12 protein-coding genes, 1 pseudogene and 1 other annotated feature are annotated in these 15,891 nt (G+C 60.1%); of the genes and pseudogenes, 4 read left to right on the forward strand and 9 right to left on the reverse strand.

Translation table 11 applies throughout. The annotated features are described in order from the left end of the window. Positions 1-32: 32 nt before the first annotated feature. Positions 33-1,292 (reverse strand): aspartate aminotransferase type Ic, encoded by a 1,260-nt coding sequence (locus tag PM3016_RS28135; protein WP_014371777.1) that lies wholly within the window; start codon positions 1,290-1,292, stop codon positions 33-35. A 94-nt stretch (positions 1,293-1,386) separates the two neighbouring features. Then, positions 1,387-2,473, reverse strand: a pseudogene (gene asd, locus PM3016_RS28140) (aspartate-semialdehyde dehydrogenase). A gap of 176 nt (positions 2,474-2,649) precedes the next feature. Continuing rightward, positions 2,650-2,918, reverse strand: a binding site (T-box leader). A 168-nt stretch (positions 2,919-3,086) separates the two neighbouring features. Here asd and PM3016_RS28145 point away from each other — a divergent pair. Both PM3016_RS28145 and PM3016_RS28150 read left to right on the forward strand, forming a co-directional pair. After that, entirely contained in the window at positions 3,087-3,926 is an 840-nt protein-coding gene (locus PM3016_RS28145) for a helix-turn-helix transcriptional regulator (protein WP_013919810.1), read from the forward strand. A gap of 240 nt (positions 3,927-4,166) precedes the next feature. Then, the gene (locus PM3016_RS28150; protein ID WP_014371778.1) at positions 4,167-4,766 is read left to right on the forward strand and encodes a histidine phosphatase family protein; all 600 of its coding nucleotides are present in this window, start codon (positions 4,167-4,169) and stop codon (positions 4,764-4,766) included. Positions 4,767-4,827: 61 nt separating this feature from the next. On the opposite strand, the gene PM3016_RS28155 is transcribed toward PM3016_RS28150, so the two are convergent. Then, positions 4,828-5,421, reverse strand: a complete 594-nt coding sequence (locus tag PM3016_RS28155; protein ID WP_013919812.1) for a TetR/AcrR family transcriptional regulator — start codon at positions 5,419-5,421, stop codon at positions 4,828-4,830. Positions 5,422-5,581: 160 nt separating this feature from the next. On the opposite strand from PM3016_RS28155, the gene PM3016_RS28160 reads away from it, so the two are divergent. Then, entirely contained in the window at positions 5,582-6,295 is a 714-nt protein-coding gene (locus tag PM3016_RS28160) for an alpha/beta fold hydrolase (protein ID WP_014371780.1), read from the forward strand. A 63-nt stretch (positions 6,296-6,358) separates the two neighbouring features. Here the strand turns inward: PM3016_RS28160 and PM3016_RS28165 are convergent, their stop codons facing one another. The 6 genes from PM3016_RS28165 to PM3016_RS28185 all read right to left on the reverse strand — a co-directional run bounded on the left by PM3016_RS28165 (position 6,359) and on the right by PM3016_RS28185 (position 15,264). Continuing rightward, entirely contained in the window at positions 6,359-7,951 is a 1,593-nt protein-coding gene (locus tag PM3016_RS28165; protein WP_014371781.1) for a glycoside hydrolase family 28 protein, read from the reverse strand. Between the two features lie 177 nt (positions 7,952-8,128). Continuing rightward, positions 8,129-9,145, reverse strand: a complete 1,017-nt coding sequence (locus tag PM3016_RS28170) for a LacI family DNA-binding transcriptional regulator (protein ID WP_013919815.1) — start codon at positions 9,143-9,145, stop codon at positions 8,129-8,131. A gap of 830 nt (positions 9,146-9,975) precedes the next feature. Next, entirely contained in the window at positions 9,976-11,715 is a 1,740-nt protein-coding gene (locus PM3016_RS28175; protein WP_014371782.1) for a cellulase family glycosylhydrolase, read from the reverse strand. Positions 11,716-11,835: 120 nt separating this feature from the next. Beyond that, positions 11,836-14,241 (reverse strand): glycoside hydrolase family 6 protein, encoded by a 2,406-nt coding sequence (locus PM3016_RS28180; protein ID WP_420798977.1) that lies wholly within the window; start codon positions 14,239-14,241, stop codon positions 11,836-11,838. 25 nt (positions 14,242-14,266) lie between these two features. Continuing rightward, positions 14,267-14,413 (reverse strand): hypothetical protein, encoded by a 147-nt coding sequence (locus PM3016_RS38915; RefSeq protein WP_013919818.1) that lies wholly within the window; start codon positions 14,411-14,413, stop codon positions 14,267-14,269. Positions 14,414-14,847: 434 nt separating this feature from the next. Then, complete coding sequence (locus PM3016_RS28185) at positions 14,848-15,264, reverse strand: VOC family protein (protein WP_013919819.1); 417 nt, start codon at positions 15,262-15,264, stop codon at positions 14,848-14,850. A gap of 190 nt (positions 15,265-15,454) precedes the next feature. On the opposite strand from PM3016_RS28185, the gene PM3016_RS28190 reads away from it, so the two are divergent. After that, the gene (locus PM3016_RS28190) at positions 15,455-15,886 is read left to right on the forward strand and encodes a GNAT family N-acetyltransferase (protein WP_014371784.1); all 432 of its coding nucleotides are present in this window, start codon (positions 15,455-15,457) and stop codon (positions 15,884-15,886) included. Positions 15,887-15,891 lie beyond the last annotated feature (5 nt).

Consider the following 15,891-nt stretch of genomic DNA (forward strand, 5'->3'; position numbering starts at 1 on the left):
CGCTCGGACAACATTTTCCTTACACTGACGATCTAAACACACAGACATAGAATGTCGATGGCCGTCTCCAGCTCGGTAAGTGACGGATAGGTCGGAGCAATCCGTATGTTGCGGTTCCTCGGGTCTTTGCCGTAAGGAAAGGTCGCACCGGCCTTCGTCAAGGTCACGCCGGCTTCCGCCGCCATACGGACCACCTCATCGGCACAGCCGTCCAGGGTGTTCAGACTGATGAAGTAGCCTCCGTTCGGCTTATGCCACGAAGCGATCTGCTTGTCAGCCAGCTCTTCCTCAAGCTTACGCAGCACCAGGTCGAATTTGGGTTTGATAATGGCTGCGTGCCGCTCCATATGAGTCTTCAAATGATCCATGTCCCGTAGAAAACGCACGTGTCTATGCTGGTTGATCTTATCGGGCCCGATCGTCTGGACAGCGAGCTGCCGCCGGATCAAGCCGAGATTGTTCTCGCTGGATGCCAATACGGCCACTCCGGCACCGGGAAAGGTAATCTTGGAGGTGGAGCAGAACAGGAACACACGGTCCGGATTGCCTGCGGCCCTGCAAGCGGCAAGGATGTTCTTGAGCACATTCGGTTCCGGGGTCAGGTGATGGACGGTATACGCATCATCCCAAAAAATCCGAAAATCGGCCGCTGCCGTCTTCATCTGGGAGAGCCGGTCAACGACTGCATCCGAATAGGTGATGCCGTCAGGGTTGCTGTACTTGGGAACGCACCATATGCCCTTGATGGAATCATCTTCCCTTACGAGCCGTTCCACCTGATCCATATCCGGTCCGCTCGGCAGCATGTCAACCACGATCATCTCGATCTGGAGAAGTTCACATATGGCAAAATGCCGGTCGTACCCCGGGCTGGGGCATAGAAATTTCACCTTGGGCAGCCTGCCCCACGGCCGTTCGCTGCCGTATACGCCATGAAGCATCGCTCTCGTGAGCGCATCGTGCATCATCGTGAGGCTTGAATTCCCGCCGATGAGGATTTCCTTCGATTCTACCCCAAGCATCCGGGCGAACAAAGATTGGGCTTCCGGAATCCCGTCGATTCCCCCGTAATTGAGACAATCCGAGCCATCCGCCGCCCTGAGCGGGTCGTCCGCCGCCACAATGCCGAGCATTTCCCGGGAAAGCTCCAGCTGCTCCGGGCAGGGCTTGCCTCTCGACATATCCAAAGCCATCTTCTGGCTCCGGCAGGCCTCATATCGCTGCGTCAGCCTGCGGTGATGGTCCCTCAGTTCTTCAGACTCCCAATGAACGAATGCCGGTTGACTCTCCATCGCCCTGTCTCCCATCGCTTCATAAAGTAAACAAGAGGCTCCGATTCATGCCGGCAGCCTCCTGTTGTTTGTCCTGTGTTATGCTTCTATTTACTTACTTCGCCTGAATGTAGCCTTCCGCCTTCAGCAGCTCGGCGATCAGCACCGCGCCGCCCGCAGCGCCGCGCAGCGTATTGTGCGACAGCCCGACGAACTTGTAATCGTACACCGTGTCTTCCCGCAGACGTCCTACCGAAACGCCCATGCCGCCGTAGATGTCGCGGTCGAGCTTGGTTTGCGGTCTGTTGTCTTCCTCAAAATACGTGATGAACTGCTCCGGCGCGCTTGGCAGACCGAGCTCTTGCGGACGGCCCTTGAAGGTACGCCAGCGGTCGAGAATCTCATCCTTGGCAGGCTTCTTCTCGAAGGATGCGAATACGGTCGCCATGTGTCCGTCCGTTACCGGGACGCGGATACACTGCGTGGTAATCTAGAGGCGCGCTCGCTTTCACGATCTCGCCGCCCTGGATGCTTCCCCAGATGCGCAGCGGCTCCTGCTCGCTCTTTTCTTCCTCGCCGCCGATGTACGGGATCACGTTATCCAGCATGTCGGGCCAGTCCGTGAAGTTCTTGCCTGCACCGGAGATCGCCTGATAGGTCGAGGCCACCACAACCTTAGGCTGGTAATCGAGCAGCGCGTTGAGTGCCGGCACATAGCTCTGGATGGAGCAGTTCGGCTTTACGGCAATGAAGCCGGTCGAGGTGCCGAGACGCTTGCGCTGGGCCTCAATGATCTCGATATGGCCCGGGTTCACTTCAGGAATGACCATCGGGATGTCCGGGGTCCAGCGGTGCGCCGAGTTGTTGGAGATGACCGGGGTGCCCGTCTTCGCGTAGGCCTCTTCGAGCGCCTGAATCTCCGCTTTCTTCATGTCCACGGCGCAGAAAATGAAATCGACACCGGACGCTACCTCTTCCACTTTGGAAGCATCTTGAACCACGATGGACTTCACTTCCTCCGGGATCGGACCGTCCATCTTCCACCGGCCCTGCACGGACTCCTCATAGGTTTTGCCTGCCGAGCCTGCGCTCGCCGCGATCGCTGTTACCTCAAACCAAGGATGCTGGTCCAGCAGCTGCATAAACCGCTGACCGACCATACCTGTGCCACCGACAATACCGACTTTCAACTTTGCGCTCATGAACTTCCATTCCTTTCCGGGTCACTTGGATTGTGTATTTAAGTATTGGGAATGAAGGGAATCGATCTCCTTCATACAAACCTATTCAACCTGTCTGATTTCGTTACCCCAAGGATCAGGGTCAGCTGCACTTCCGCCGCATAATAAAAAAATCCCACCCCCAAGACGTCAATAGTCTCAGGGACGAGATTCGGATCCTCGTGGTACCACCCCAGATTCGCCGATATGTCACCATATCAGCCTCTTCGAGTACGGCTAAGGGCCTAACGCTGCCCTGCGTATACTCTAGCTCTGTAACAGGAGCTCCTGTCACACCATCCCCTCCGAAGGTTCCGGCGTGCTGCTCTGAGTCTTTTTTCGATACATCCCTCTTTGCTCCTTTTCAGCGGACGGAGCTCTCTGTAAAAGATTAAGATCTACCTACTCTTCTCTTCATCGCATTTGAATCGGATATCAATGCATTTCAATGTTGCGATTATCTTATCAAATAACGGGCATAACGTAAACAACAAATTTTTTGAAATTTCGATTTTTGAAATTTCGATACTGGTTCCGGCCCGCGGCGGCTTGTGCTACAATCGGGGACAGACATATCTTCGCAGGAGAGACGATCATGACCGAACGCACCGGGTTCAAATATACGATCGGGGACACCGCGTTTGCGATCCAGCAGCTGCAGCAGACCGGCGTAACCTCCATGCCCCGCCCTCATTCACACGAATTCTATGAGCTCTATTACCTCTTCCATGGGGAGCGGGTCTACTTCATCGGCGGCAAGGTCTATACGGCCCGCAAGGGAGATCTGATGGTGGTCGTACCGAACGACCTGCACTCCACCGCTTCCTCCGCCGTAGCCGAGTTCGAACGGATGCTCGTTCACTTCTCCCCAAGCTTCCTCGGGGAGGAGGGACCCGGCCTGATGGAGCTTCCTCCGTTCCGGGAATCGACGCTGCTCAGCATTCCCATGAAGGAACAGCCGGAGCTCGAGCACCTGCTTCTGCAGCTGCACACTGAATGCCGCGAACAGCAGCCGCTGTACGAAGCGTGCGTGCGGCACCTGCTCGGCGAGCTTCTTGTGCGCATTCACCGCAGGGGGCTGATCGAGCAGGAGCCCCCCGAGAGCGTCCATCCGATGCACCAGAAGGTGACGGAGATCGCCTCGTACATCCACGGACACTATCAGGAGGACCTGACGCTCGGCGGCGTGGCGAAGCAGTTCTTCATCTCCCCGGCCTACCTGAGCCGCGTGTTCCTGAAGCTGACGGGCTTTCATTTCAGCGAATATATCCGCGTTGTCCGGGTCCGTGAAGCCCAGAAGCTGCTGCGGACCACGCGTGAGAAGGTGCAGTCGATCTCCGAGCAGGTAGGCTTCGAGCATATCTCCCACTTCAACAAAACGTTCAAGCGCATCGCCGGCCTCTCCCCCCTGCAGTACCGCGACCAGCACAGGTAGGGACTCCTTTTTAAACGTACTTGGGATGCACCAACGAAGAAGAAGCAGCTTGCCGCGGCAGGTCTGCTTCTTTTTGCATTACGCCAGGTTAAGAGAAGAGGTATTCCCTGAGGTCCGCGGAAAAATCTCTTATGACTTAAACACCCCCTGGTGCCGGCCGCGGTAATGAGAATACAATTTAGATAACCATCGAATTCAATACTCATCCCAACCGTACCATCATAAAAAGGAGTGGATCCCGTGGCTGCGGAGTTGTATCTTGTCCGACATGCGAAGAAAGAAAAGGGGATCGGAGACGCGGCGATCTCCTCCGAAGGCATGCGGCAAGCTCAAGCGACGGCACGCCATTTTCGTGGCCTCCCGATCACCCAAATCCTGTGCAGCCCTCTGCAGAGGGCTAAGATGACAGCCGCCATCATAGCCAAGGGGACAGGGACCGTTCTCACGGAAGATCACCGCCTGCGGGAGCGCGCCAACTGGGGAGACATTCCCGGGCAGACGTTCGAGGACTTCGTGGAGATGTGGGACCGGTGCACCCTGGACCGGGACTTCTCCCCGCCGGCGGGTGACTCCGCCAGACAGGCAGGAGAGCGGCTGGCTTCCTGCCTGCTGGATCTCTCCGCCAGTCATCCGCAGGGCCCCCTCCTCGTAGTGACTCACGGCGGCCTGATCACCGACTTCCTGGTTCAGGTCATTCCGGAGGCGGAATTGAACAAGCTGCATCCCCGCTTCATAGCGGAGCAAAGCCGGTTGGTCGCCGAGTGTTCCATCACCACAGTGCGCTGCGAAGACGGCCGGTTCAGCTTGGTGGACTTTGCCGCTGTGGAGCATCTGCTGTAACCAACCCCAAACAAGGCCGCCGTAAACAATACGGCGGCCTTCTGTTCGCTCCTTCCCCCTCTTACGCATAGCGGTTGATGAAGGAGGTCACCATATCATGCTTCAGCTCTTCGAGCGGAAACCCGTTCGGGTAAGAGGAATACATCAGCATGATCCCATGCAGCATGGTCGAGAACTGAAGCGACTCCAGTTCGGGCCGGGCCGCGTTCAGATTACGGAAAATCTCCGCCTGCACCTCGGCTTGGCGGGCCATCTCGTCCTTCAGTGTCTGACTATAGGCAGACACGACCTCGTCCGCTTCCGGATGGGTCTGCAGATGGAGATAAAAGCGGTACACATGAGGCTGCCGCTCCACGCTGCGAAGCGCATGCTCTGCAATATAGAGCAGCTGTTCCTTGGGGGAGGCCTGCCTTACCGCTTCTTCCATGACCTGCACGATCTCCTCTTTGCGGGTGTGAACCAGCTCCGCCAGCAGGTCGGTTTTGCCCTTAAAATAATTGTACAGCAGGCCTTTGGAGATGCCGGCTTTCTTGGCGACATCGTCAATCGATGCCTTATGAAAGCCTTTTTCGATAAAAACTTCGATCGCTGCGGCACGAATTTTCTCTTTCGCCATCCCGCGGATCCGTTCATTTTCTTGGGGCGTTCTTGGCATACGCGGTCACCTTTTGGATACGATTGTCCATTTATCATATGCGAGCAGACAGCCGGCGTCAAATTTTATTGACTGAATGTTCGTTCAATGGTAAATTGGGGTAGAAACAGCGAAGTACGATGACGTAACAGCAAGCCAAGTCCACAAGGAGGCTGCAGAGATGCAAATGCAAATGCAGACACAGGTAAAGCAAGTTGAGTTGAACGGACTTCTCTTTCAATACCGGGAGACGGGGAAGATCTCCTCACCGCCGATCATCGCTCTTCATGCGATGGGTATGACGGCTGAAACCTGGGATGAAGCCGCGGCCGTCTTAGGGGAAACGCACCGGGTGCTGGCCCTGAACCAGCGCGGGCACGGCGGAAGTGCCAGAACGGGAAGCTACACCTTTGAGCTGATGTGTGAAGACATGCTCGCCTTTGCGGACCGCATGGGGCTGGAACGGTTCATACTGCTCGGGCATTCCATGGGCGGCACCGTATCCTACCTCTTCTCGCAAACCTATCCGTCGAGAGTGGAACGCCTCCTTGTGGAGGATACGCCCCCTCCCTTCGCGGGCAAAAGGTTCGACATTCCCCCGGAGCCGTCCGAACCTCTGCCCTTCGACTGGGCCGTGGTGCCTTCGATCATCGGGCAGCTGAATGAGCCGGATCCGCAGTGGTGGGCCCGTCTGCCCGCCATCCAGGCCCCGACGCTGATCATCGGAGGCGGAGTCAGCAGCCCCATTCCGCAAGACAAGCTGAAGGAGGTTTCCGGCCTCATTCCTATTTGTAAGCTGGTGACGGTCGACGGCGGCGGACACCATGTGCATTCCACCCGACTGCCGGCGTTTTTGGCCGCCGTTCAATCGTTTTTGAAGGATGAACCCGTCTGACTCTCCACACAACAAACAAGCCCCGGTCGGCCGCCATCTGGCTGCTGAACCGGGGCTGTTGTTTTAGCCGCGAATCGAATTCTTGTCTTCCACTTCCACCGCGATCTTAACGCCGCGGAGCTCTTCCGGAAGCCGAATGCCTCCGTATGCGATCTCCTTCGAACCGCGACCCGAGACCTGCAGCATATCGCTGCCCTCCGGCGCACTGCCGCCGAGCCCCTCGATCTTCACGTGCTGCGCATGGCGCAGGGAGACGACCGGCCCCTGCTCCACATGCAGCGTTACGTCCTTCAGCGTCAGGTTCTGCGCATTCGTGCAGACCCCCCCCCGCTTCGCTGAAGCGGTGAAGTTCTCGACGACCAGCCCGTCGAGCGGCATCTCCGGCAGCCCGTTGATGAGCAGGGCCGTCTCGGCGCCTGCACACTGGACATCGCGGATCGTGATCCCGCGGAAGATCGGTGTCTCCACTGAGACGGGAACGATGTTCTCGCCCGCTACCCCCGAGCCTTCCTTGCCTTCGTAGAACAGGTGGAAGGAGATCGCCTCGCCGACAATGCTGTTCATGCGGATGCGCTCGATCTCAATGTCCTCCACCAGACCGCCGCGGCCGCGGGTGCTCTTGAAGCGCAGCCCGATGTCCGTGCCCATGAACGTGCAGTCCTCGACGCGCAGCCTGCGTACGCCGCCGGACATCTCGCTGCCGATGACGAAGCCGCCGTGTCCGTGGTAAACCCGGCAGTTCCGGATGAGAATATCCTCGCACGGGATGCCGAGCGCCCGGCCGGCCTCATCCTTGCCGCTCTTGATGCAGATCGCATCGTCGCCGACATCGAACGAGCAGTCTTCGACCAGCCCGTAACGGCACGAGTCGAGATCCAGGCCGTCCCCGTTCTGGCCGTACCACGGGTTGCGCACGGTGACTCCGCGCAGCGTCACATGCTCGCACGCCCACGGATGCAGGTTCCAGGCCGGGGAGTTCTGGAAGGTTGCTCCCTCGAGCAGCACGTACTTGCAGCGGCGCAGGCTGAGCAGGTTCGGGCGCAGGTAATCCCGCGCGGCTTCATAATCCTTCGGATCCGTGCTGCCTTCCCGCTTCAGCTGTGCGACCTTCGCCGGCCCGTTCATTGCGGCTTCGGAGGGCCACCACATACCGGCGTCCTCATCCACTACCCCTCCGGAGGCGATGAGCTTCGCCCAGTGCTTCTCGGTCATCTTCCAGTCCTTGACCGGACGCCAGGCATCGCCTCCCCCGTCAAAGACGCCGGCTCCCGTGATGGCCACGTGCTCCAGCCCTTCGCCGTCCAGCGGCGACTGGCAGCGGATCGACGGCTGCCCTTCATACTGCGAGAAGATCATCGGATAATCCTCGAAGCGGCGGGAGAAAAGCACCAGCGCTCCGGCCTGCGCATGCAGGTCGAGACGGCTGGCCAGGGACAGCGGGCCGGTCAGCCAGACGCCGGCCGGAATAACTACCCGTCCGCCGCCGGCCTGAGAGCAGGCGGCGATGGCCTTATGGAAAGCTTCCGTATTGTCGGTTACGCCGTCTCCCACCGCGCCATAGTCGGTTACGGAGAAGGAACGATCCGGAATGGAAGGCTGGCCGACTTCGGACAGGGTCCACGAAGACCCCGAGACGATCGGTTCTATCGATGACATAAAAGGATGCACCTACTTTTCTGAAGTGGAATGGCATACTGCCGGTTTGTGTCCCATTATAGGTCATGGAACCGCTCGGTTTCTCCCCCCGCCCTTGTCCGTTTTGCCCGAAATTGAATCTTCTTGCTCTACCCCTCCCGGAGGAATCTTCCCATAGGCTCCCTGATCCCCGGCTTCTTATGCATTCTTCTGCTCTTCCGGCACGAAGGCTGCCGTCGATCCCCGTACGAGCAGCTCCGGCTGGAGCACGAAGCGCTGCTTGGCCCCGCCATCGCCGAGCTCCTGCAGCAGCGCGTCGACGACGAGCCGGCCCATCTCCTCCATCGGCTGGGCGATGGTGGTCATCGGCGGATCGCACACCTCCGAGAGAATCGTATTGTCGAAGCTGACGATCGAGATGTCCCGCGGCACCGCGAGTCCCCGGGCTTTGGCGGCGCGCAGCGCCCCGGTGGCGGACATATCGTTGCAGCAGAACAGGGCGGTCGGACGCGCCTCCAGCTCGAGCAGCTCGGCTGCGGCCCGCCCGCCGTCCTGAATCTGGTCATCGTCGCCGAAGATGCGGATGCCGCACGGCGAAAGCGCTTGACCGGAGCGCTCCACCGTCTCGCAGAAGCCGCGGATCCGCTCGCGGTTATGCTTCTCCGAGATGACCCCGAACCGGCGGTGGCCGAGCTCCAGCAGGTGCCGGGCGGCCAGCACGCCGCCGAGATAGTCGTCGATGACGACCTTATGCACGTCCGCCGACGGCAGATCTCTGGCGATCATGGCCACCGGGACCGACCGGGACGACAGCCGCTCGAGCAGCGACGCATCCGATATCCCCGTGCCGATGATGATGCCGTCCACGCTTTTCTGCTCGAGCAGGCTGATGTAGCGTTCGACCCGCTCGTCCTTGTTGTCCGTAGAGCAAATGATGACACTGTAGCCGAGCTGCTGCCCCCGCTCCTCCACCGCTCGGGCGATCTCGCCGAAGAACGGGTTCGAAATATCCGGAACGAGCAGTCCGAGTGTATAGGTTCTCTTGCCCGTCAGGGCCGAGGCGATCATGCTGGGCTGGTACTGCAGCCGTTCGACGATCTCCAGAATCTCTTCCCGCTTCTTGGGGCTGATCTTGCCCTTGCCCCGGATCGCATTGGAGACGGTTGCAATGGAGACGCCCGCTTCTCTGGCTACATCGTAGATGGTCGCTTTCATCCCATCCCTCCTTTTTATCCTATCCAGCATACCATATTTTGGGCCCCGAACGGGATAGGAAACCGCTTAAAAAGGGGGCATTGTGGTAAAGAATGACGGCTTGGCTTTCCTCTGCAAGAACCGCGTGTGGAGGACCGTGTCGGGTATGGGTGGTAACGAGCCGGATGCGGTGATGACTTCGATGGTGTAGAAAAACAGCAGAAGCACCGGCTTCAAGGGCCGGCGCATGATGTCTGCCCATTCAACGGGGCAAGGCCATCCCATAGGGAGGGTACGCGGTTATTAAAAACATTACGGGATCGAGCCTTGGCGAGATATAACAGCAACGAGCAGCGTTTTACTTTCTGGTCATTCAAAAAGTCTTCCGTCAAATGCATACCCACGATGCAGCAGATAGACTCGGGCAGAGCACCCATCGTAAGCCAAGGGTATCTCTGCCCGAAGAGGCGGGATCTGAACCAAGCCCCGGATGCATATACGGACTGCCCTCCCAGCCGTTATTTGAAATAGCGGAACTCCAGTGCCTTATCCGGTTATTTCCCGTTATTTCCCGGAGAATAACGGAACTCCAGTGCCTTATTGACCTCGGCTGCGTCCCAAAGCTGCCCCTGTCATCGAAATAGCGAACCTCAGTTCCGCTAACGTCCAAACCGCCCGCCCAATGAAGCATTTAGCGAACCTCAGTTCCGCTAAACTTGGATCGTCCATACCGGAGACCGGACTTTTAGCGGCAAGGTGTAAATAGGACAGACTCACCGTCCCGGTAGAACGCATGTCGGCACTTCACAAACCATGTCCCAGTCCAGCATTCCTCCGATTCCCCACGACTCTTATGGCTCAACGCCCCAGACCCTTGTGCCGTCCCGGTAGAGCGTCACCTTGCTCCAATCCGCGTACGAGGTCTTCCCCGGATCGTACGAGTAATCTCCAGACTCCTGGAAGCTCGACCAGTCGCTCTTGTGAATGCGGGTCTGGATCTCGCCCGTCTGGCCGCCGGCCGGGATGCTGCCGCCCGTGAAGCTCACCTCCAGGTATGTGTCCGCTCCGGCGCCCGAGGCGCTGCCGAACGTCCCCTTGACGTTCGGGCTGCCGACCTGCGCCCAGTCCACCGCGAAGCTCAGCGGCTGGATCCCGTCCTTCGTGAAGTAGTAGCGGAGCTTCACTCCGCTCAGATCCACAGGAGAAGCACCCGTATTGCGGATGTTAAAATGCGGCTTGATCGCGTTATCCCCCGCGTTCGTGTCGGCGGCGCGGTACTGCAGGACCAGGCTGCCCGGTACCGGCGTGCCGCCGCCTCCCTGGCCGGCTGCCGGCTGCACGCTCACCTGGGCCGAGACCGGACCGGTGCCCGCCGCGTTCTTCGCGCTGACGACATAATAGTAGGTCGTCCCGTTAGCCAGGCCCGTGTCCGTGTACGAGGTCCCCGTCAACTCGGCGACCGTGGTGTACGGACCGCCGCTGACCGCCGCCCGCTTCACGATATAGCCCGTCGCTCCGTTGACGGCATTCCAGCTCAGGGCGGCCTGCCCGCTGCCGGGGGCGGCCTTCAGTCCCGCAGGGGCGGCCGGCACGCTCACCAGGCTCTCGCGAAGCTTGCTCCGCACGAACTGGCCGGAGGCGCTGAGCTGCGAAGCCGGCCACCCGCCGGAGGGATTCGCTCCCGGCAGCAGCGCGGCGGAAGTCTCCTCCTTGTCGGCCAGTGACCAGTTCGCCCAGGAGATGCCTCGGCTGTTCATGAAGTCGATCCACTCCTGCGCCTCACGGAGGAACGGTCCGCCGTCCCCCGAAGCGTCGCTCGCCCCCCACTCGGTGACGAATACCGCCGCTCCCTTGCTCCGCGCATAGTCGATCTTGTCGCGCAGCCACTGGCCGTGCGTACCCGCGTAGAAATGGGCCGCATACATGATGTTGCCGTACGGCAGCGGGCTGTCCGCCGCCTGGTTCACATCCTGACTCCAGTTCGGCGTGCCGACGATTATGATATTGTCCGGGTCGATCGCCCGGATCGCCTGGGTGAGCTCCTGCGCGTAAGGCTTGATCTGGCCCGCCCAGGTCACGTTCCCGTTCGGCTCGTTGCACAGCTCATAGATGACATTCGGATACTGCCCGTACAGCGCGGCCATCTCCTGGAAGAACGCTCTGGCCTGCGTCTTGTAGGTGTTCGGGTCCCCGTCGGTCAGGATGTGCCAGTCGATGATGACATACAGCCCGAGGTCAATGGCAGCCTGCACTGCCTCCTTCACCTTCTCCTTCACCGAAGGGTCGGTGATATACCCCTTCTCCGCCGTGTACATCGCCACCCGGAACAGGTTGGAGTTCCAGTCTTCCTTGAGCCACTTGAGGCTGCCCGGGTTCACGAGATCCCCGTACCAGTGGATGCCGTGGGAGCTCATCCCCCTCAGTTGGACGCGCTGCCCGCTCTCGCCCAGCAGGTCGGCCCCCTGCACCTTCAGCTGGCCGTAAGGAACGGCCGCAGCCGCCTGGCTGTATGCTGCACCGAACGGCAGCATCAGGCCGAGGACCGCAACCGCGGTACTGAGCCATGCCCCCCATAAGCGGAATGGTTTCATGTGCTTTTTTCCCCTCTCCATGTTATGATGGCGTCTTCCCCTATCCCCATACAGCAAAGGAACCCGCCCCGGAAGGCGGATCCCCCGCAATACATCTGCTAACCTCAGAGGGTCTTCCCCCTAAGGCTCGATCCCCCAAACCAGCTTGCCGCCCTGGTACAGCGTGACTTTGTCCCAGTTCGCATACGCGGTCTTCGTCCCATCGAAGGAGTAGTCGCCCGTCTCGTTGAAATTCGACCAGTCGGTCTTCGCCATCCGCAGCTGGATGTCACCGGTCTGGCCGCCGGCCGGGATCGAACCCGCCGCCGCCGTGAAGCTGATCTCCACATACGTATCGGCTCCGGTCCCGGAGGCGCTGCCGAAGACGCGCTGCACGTTGGCACCGCCCACCTGCGCCCAGTCCACCCAGGAATCCAGACCCGCACTTCCGTCCTTCGTGAAGTAGTAGCGGATCTTAAGGTCGCTCAGGTTCACCGCCGCCGTCCCGTTGTTCTTGATGTTAAAATGAGGCGAGATCGCATTGTCGGCCGCATTCGTGTTGCCTGCACGGTACTGGACGGCGAGACTGCCGGCCGGCGGTGTCACGGAGCCCTCTGGAACTGCGGACACGGGAGCCGAATTCGCGCTCTCGCCGGCACTGTTCACCGCGCTGACCACGTAATAGTACGCCGTGCCGTTCGTCAGGCCCGTATTCGTGTAGCTCGTGGCCGCCAGGCCCGTCGCTACCGTCGTGTAAGGACCGCCGCTGACGGTCGCACGCTTCACCGTGTAGCTCGTCGCTCCTGCAGAAGCGCTCCACGTCAGCGTCACCTGCGCATTGCCCGCGGCGGCCGTCAGGCCGGCCGGTGCGGCAGGAACGCTCACGCCGCTGCTTGGCACGGCGCTCACCTGCACCGACGCCGCACTTTCGCCGGCAGCGTTCGAAGCCGTGACGATATAGTAGTAGACCGTACCGTTCGTCAGGCCCGTGTTCGTGAAGCTGGTGGCCGTCAGGCCTGCAGCTACCGTAGTGTAAGGTCCGCCGCTGACGGACGCACGCTTCACGGTATAGCTCGCGGCTCCCGCCGAAGCATCCCACGTCAGCGTGACCTGCGCGTTGCCTGCAGCTGCCTTCACGCCTGCCGGTGCAGCCGGTACCGCCGGTGTGCCGCCGCCCGAACCCGGGATCGCCGGATAGGCGTTCTGCACGAGCATCACGAACTGGTCATGGAACCAGTGGCCGGCCAGCGGCGCATCCGGCATCGCGCCGGTCAATACGCCGTCCGCGTTCGTGTAGGTCGGATCGCAGTTCGGGTCGGCGAGCTTGCCTTCGTCATTCGGGATGAACTTGCTCGCCCCGTCCGATTCGCCCGGCGGTTTGACCCAGACCAGCGCATCGATATGGGATGCGGCGTAGCCGGCCGGAGCGTTCTGCGGCGGCAGACCGATGCCGGCGCCGTTGTTATTGCACCACAGTCCGCGGTGAGCGCGGCGGTCGATCCGGCCGGAGTTCACATACGTGTCGATATCCGAACCGCTAGCTCCCGCCGGACGGTTCACGCCGCCCCAGCCGTTGCGGCCCGTGTCCACCAGGAACCCGAGCGTCGAAGGCCAGCCGGCGGCCGTGAAGTCCGCATAGAGGGCAGCCGTGAAATCCGTTTCGTCGAAATTCGGATTCCACTCATAGTACTTCGATGAGCGGATCGGCTGTCCGTTGATCGACAGGTTCGGATTCGTCAGATACGGCTCGACGAGCGGCGTCGTATTGGCCGTATTGGTGATAAAGCCGTCTACGCTCGCAAGGCCGGCCGTTGTCCCTTTGACCGCGTTGGTGTACAGCGTAACCGCGCCCCGGCGGTTATCGTCCCATCCGAGCCAGCCGGAGTGGCCGATGTCCAGGTAGTTGTAGACGTTCGGGATCGCATGCAGCTTGTTCAGGGCATATTGGAAGCCGGCAATATATATGCCGCTGGAGTTAGCCGCCGCACACTTGGGATCGCTCAGATTCGTGACCAGGTTCGGCAGGCCGTCCGGCTCAATCACGGTGACAATCCGGATATCCCGGTACTTCGGATTGGCGAAGATGCTCGCAATCGCATCGATATACTCCGTCTTGTAGCGCTGCAGACCCTCCTGGGTCAGCGGCAGCTCGCCGTTCGACGCCAGAGCGTGGCAGTCGCGTCCCGGCAGGTCGTAGATGACGAACGTTGCCGTGATCGGCGCGGTGCCCTTCTTCTGCGCCAGCGCCGCGTCGAGATGGCCCTCGAGACTCCGGCGTCCGCCGTTCGACGCCCCGCCGCCGATCGCCGCGATCCGGTCCAGCCATACCGCCGTCGGATAGCTCTTGAGCGTCTCCATCTTGGCCTGCAGTGCGGGGTCCGAGACCTTGGCGATCGACGTGTCGATCTGCGCCGCATAATCCGGGTTGACATAAGCCGTCGCCCCCGCAAAAGGATTGTCCACATGCGCTTCCGCCGCATAGGACGTTGCCGCACCTGCCGGCAGCAGTCCCCCCAGCAGCGCCGCCGCAGCGAGCACCAAGGACATTTTCCGCCATACGCTGTTCCTCAAATCATTCACCCATCCTCTCGTATGAAAACTGAATTGGATTCCACCTGCTTCGGTTATACCCGCGTTCCTCTCCGCATTTCATCTCAAGAACCGCTGTTTCGGCCGCCGGTGTGGATCTTCCGTTCTCCACCGTCTTCGTCTGCTCCACCGCCTCCTTCTCCTGTGCCCTGCTGCGCAGCCGCCTTGAGCCCTCTCCCGGACAGGTAACGCTTTCCTCCCCGCCTTGCAGGAGCCGGCAGGCAGGTCACCAGGTTCAACCCCGGTCGGTCCAGTTCCCTTCCGGGAGGGAGCCGCATCGAGGGGCCTTCTTGCTTTTTCAGTATAGTGGGGAATTCTGGTAAAAACTAACACTCCCGTAGCCTGATGAATAGCATTCTTGTGCGCACTTGGGGGAGGCCCCTTGGGTAAAAGCATGCCAGGCAGCCGGCCCGCAAGCCGGACTCGGATGCCGCCATGTCCTTGATCCGCCGACCTCCCGCTGTCTGCGCTATCCGTCCTCGGTCACAAGCAAAAGCTTTGCCGGGCACAGCAAAGAGGCCTGCCGTGAATCACGGCGGCCTCATTCCTCATTCTATGGGCAAATCAAGCCGGGGTTTGGCACTCCTGCGACTCCGTGGTGATCATCCACTGGACGCCGAATTTGTCCTCGAGCTGTCCGAACAGCGCCCCCCAGAACGCCGGCTCAAGCGGCTGGCTTACCGTCCCGCCCTCCGACAGCTTCTCGAACGCCTCGCGGGCTTCGGCTTCCGTCGCGAAGGTCAGGCACTGGGAGACCGCATTCCCGGAGCTGACCGGTCCGTATTCCGCATCAGCCAGGCAGAAGTTCACCCCCGCCGCAACCATGCTCAGGTGGATGACCTTATCCTTCGTTCCCTCCGCCGCTTCCGGCAGCTGCCCGTTCGTCATGACGGCCTGAATCTCGCCGCCCAGCGCCTGTACATAGAAATCCGCCTGCGCCCTTGCATCCTCCGAGAAAAAATACGTGTTATGCTTCGCCATGTTCATCCATCCTTTTCAGCCCTTGGCCCTTGTTTGCCTTTACTGTACCATGCTGCCGGTGTCCGGATTTCTTATGAATTGCGGTCCTTCCCCGCGTACATAATCTACTAACTTATGGTAGACTAGAGGGCAGTAATCGTACCTGTAATGAGAGCAGCATCAGTATTGTCATTCATGCCGGAGGTGCACGATGGAAACCACTTACAAGCAGTATGTAATCAGTGACGATCCGTCCAAAATTCAGGTGGAGACGGTGGTCGAATTCCTGGCGGGCAGCTATTGGGCGAACCTCAGGCAGCCGGAGCGGATCCGCGCTTCGATCCGCAGTTCAGTCTGCTACGGCGTGTACGACGGGGACCGGATGGTCGGCTTCGCCCGTGTCGTCACCGACGGCGCTACAGTCTACTATGTATGCGACGTCTTCGTCCTCGAAGCGTACCGGGGTCAAGGGATCTCCAAGAAGCTCGTGGAGCTCATCACGAATGCGCCGGAGTTCGAATGGATGACCGGGATTCTGGGAACCAGGGATGCGCACGGCCTGTATGAGCAGTTCGGCTTCCAGCGGGACGCCCAGGCCTATATGAAGCGCCTGCCGAAGGCCCGGCGGGGAGAAGGAGAGTAACCGCC

This window comes from Paenibacillus mucilaginosus 3016, from assembly GCF_000250655.1.
Classification (GTDB): Bacteria; Bacillota; Bacilli; order Paenibacillales; family NBRC-103111; genus Paenibacillus_G; species Paenibacillus_G mucilaginosus.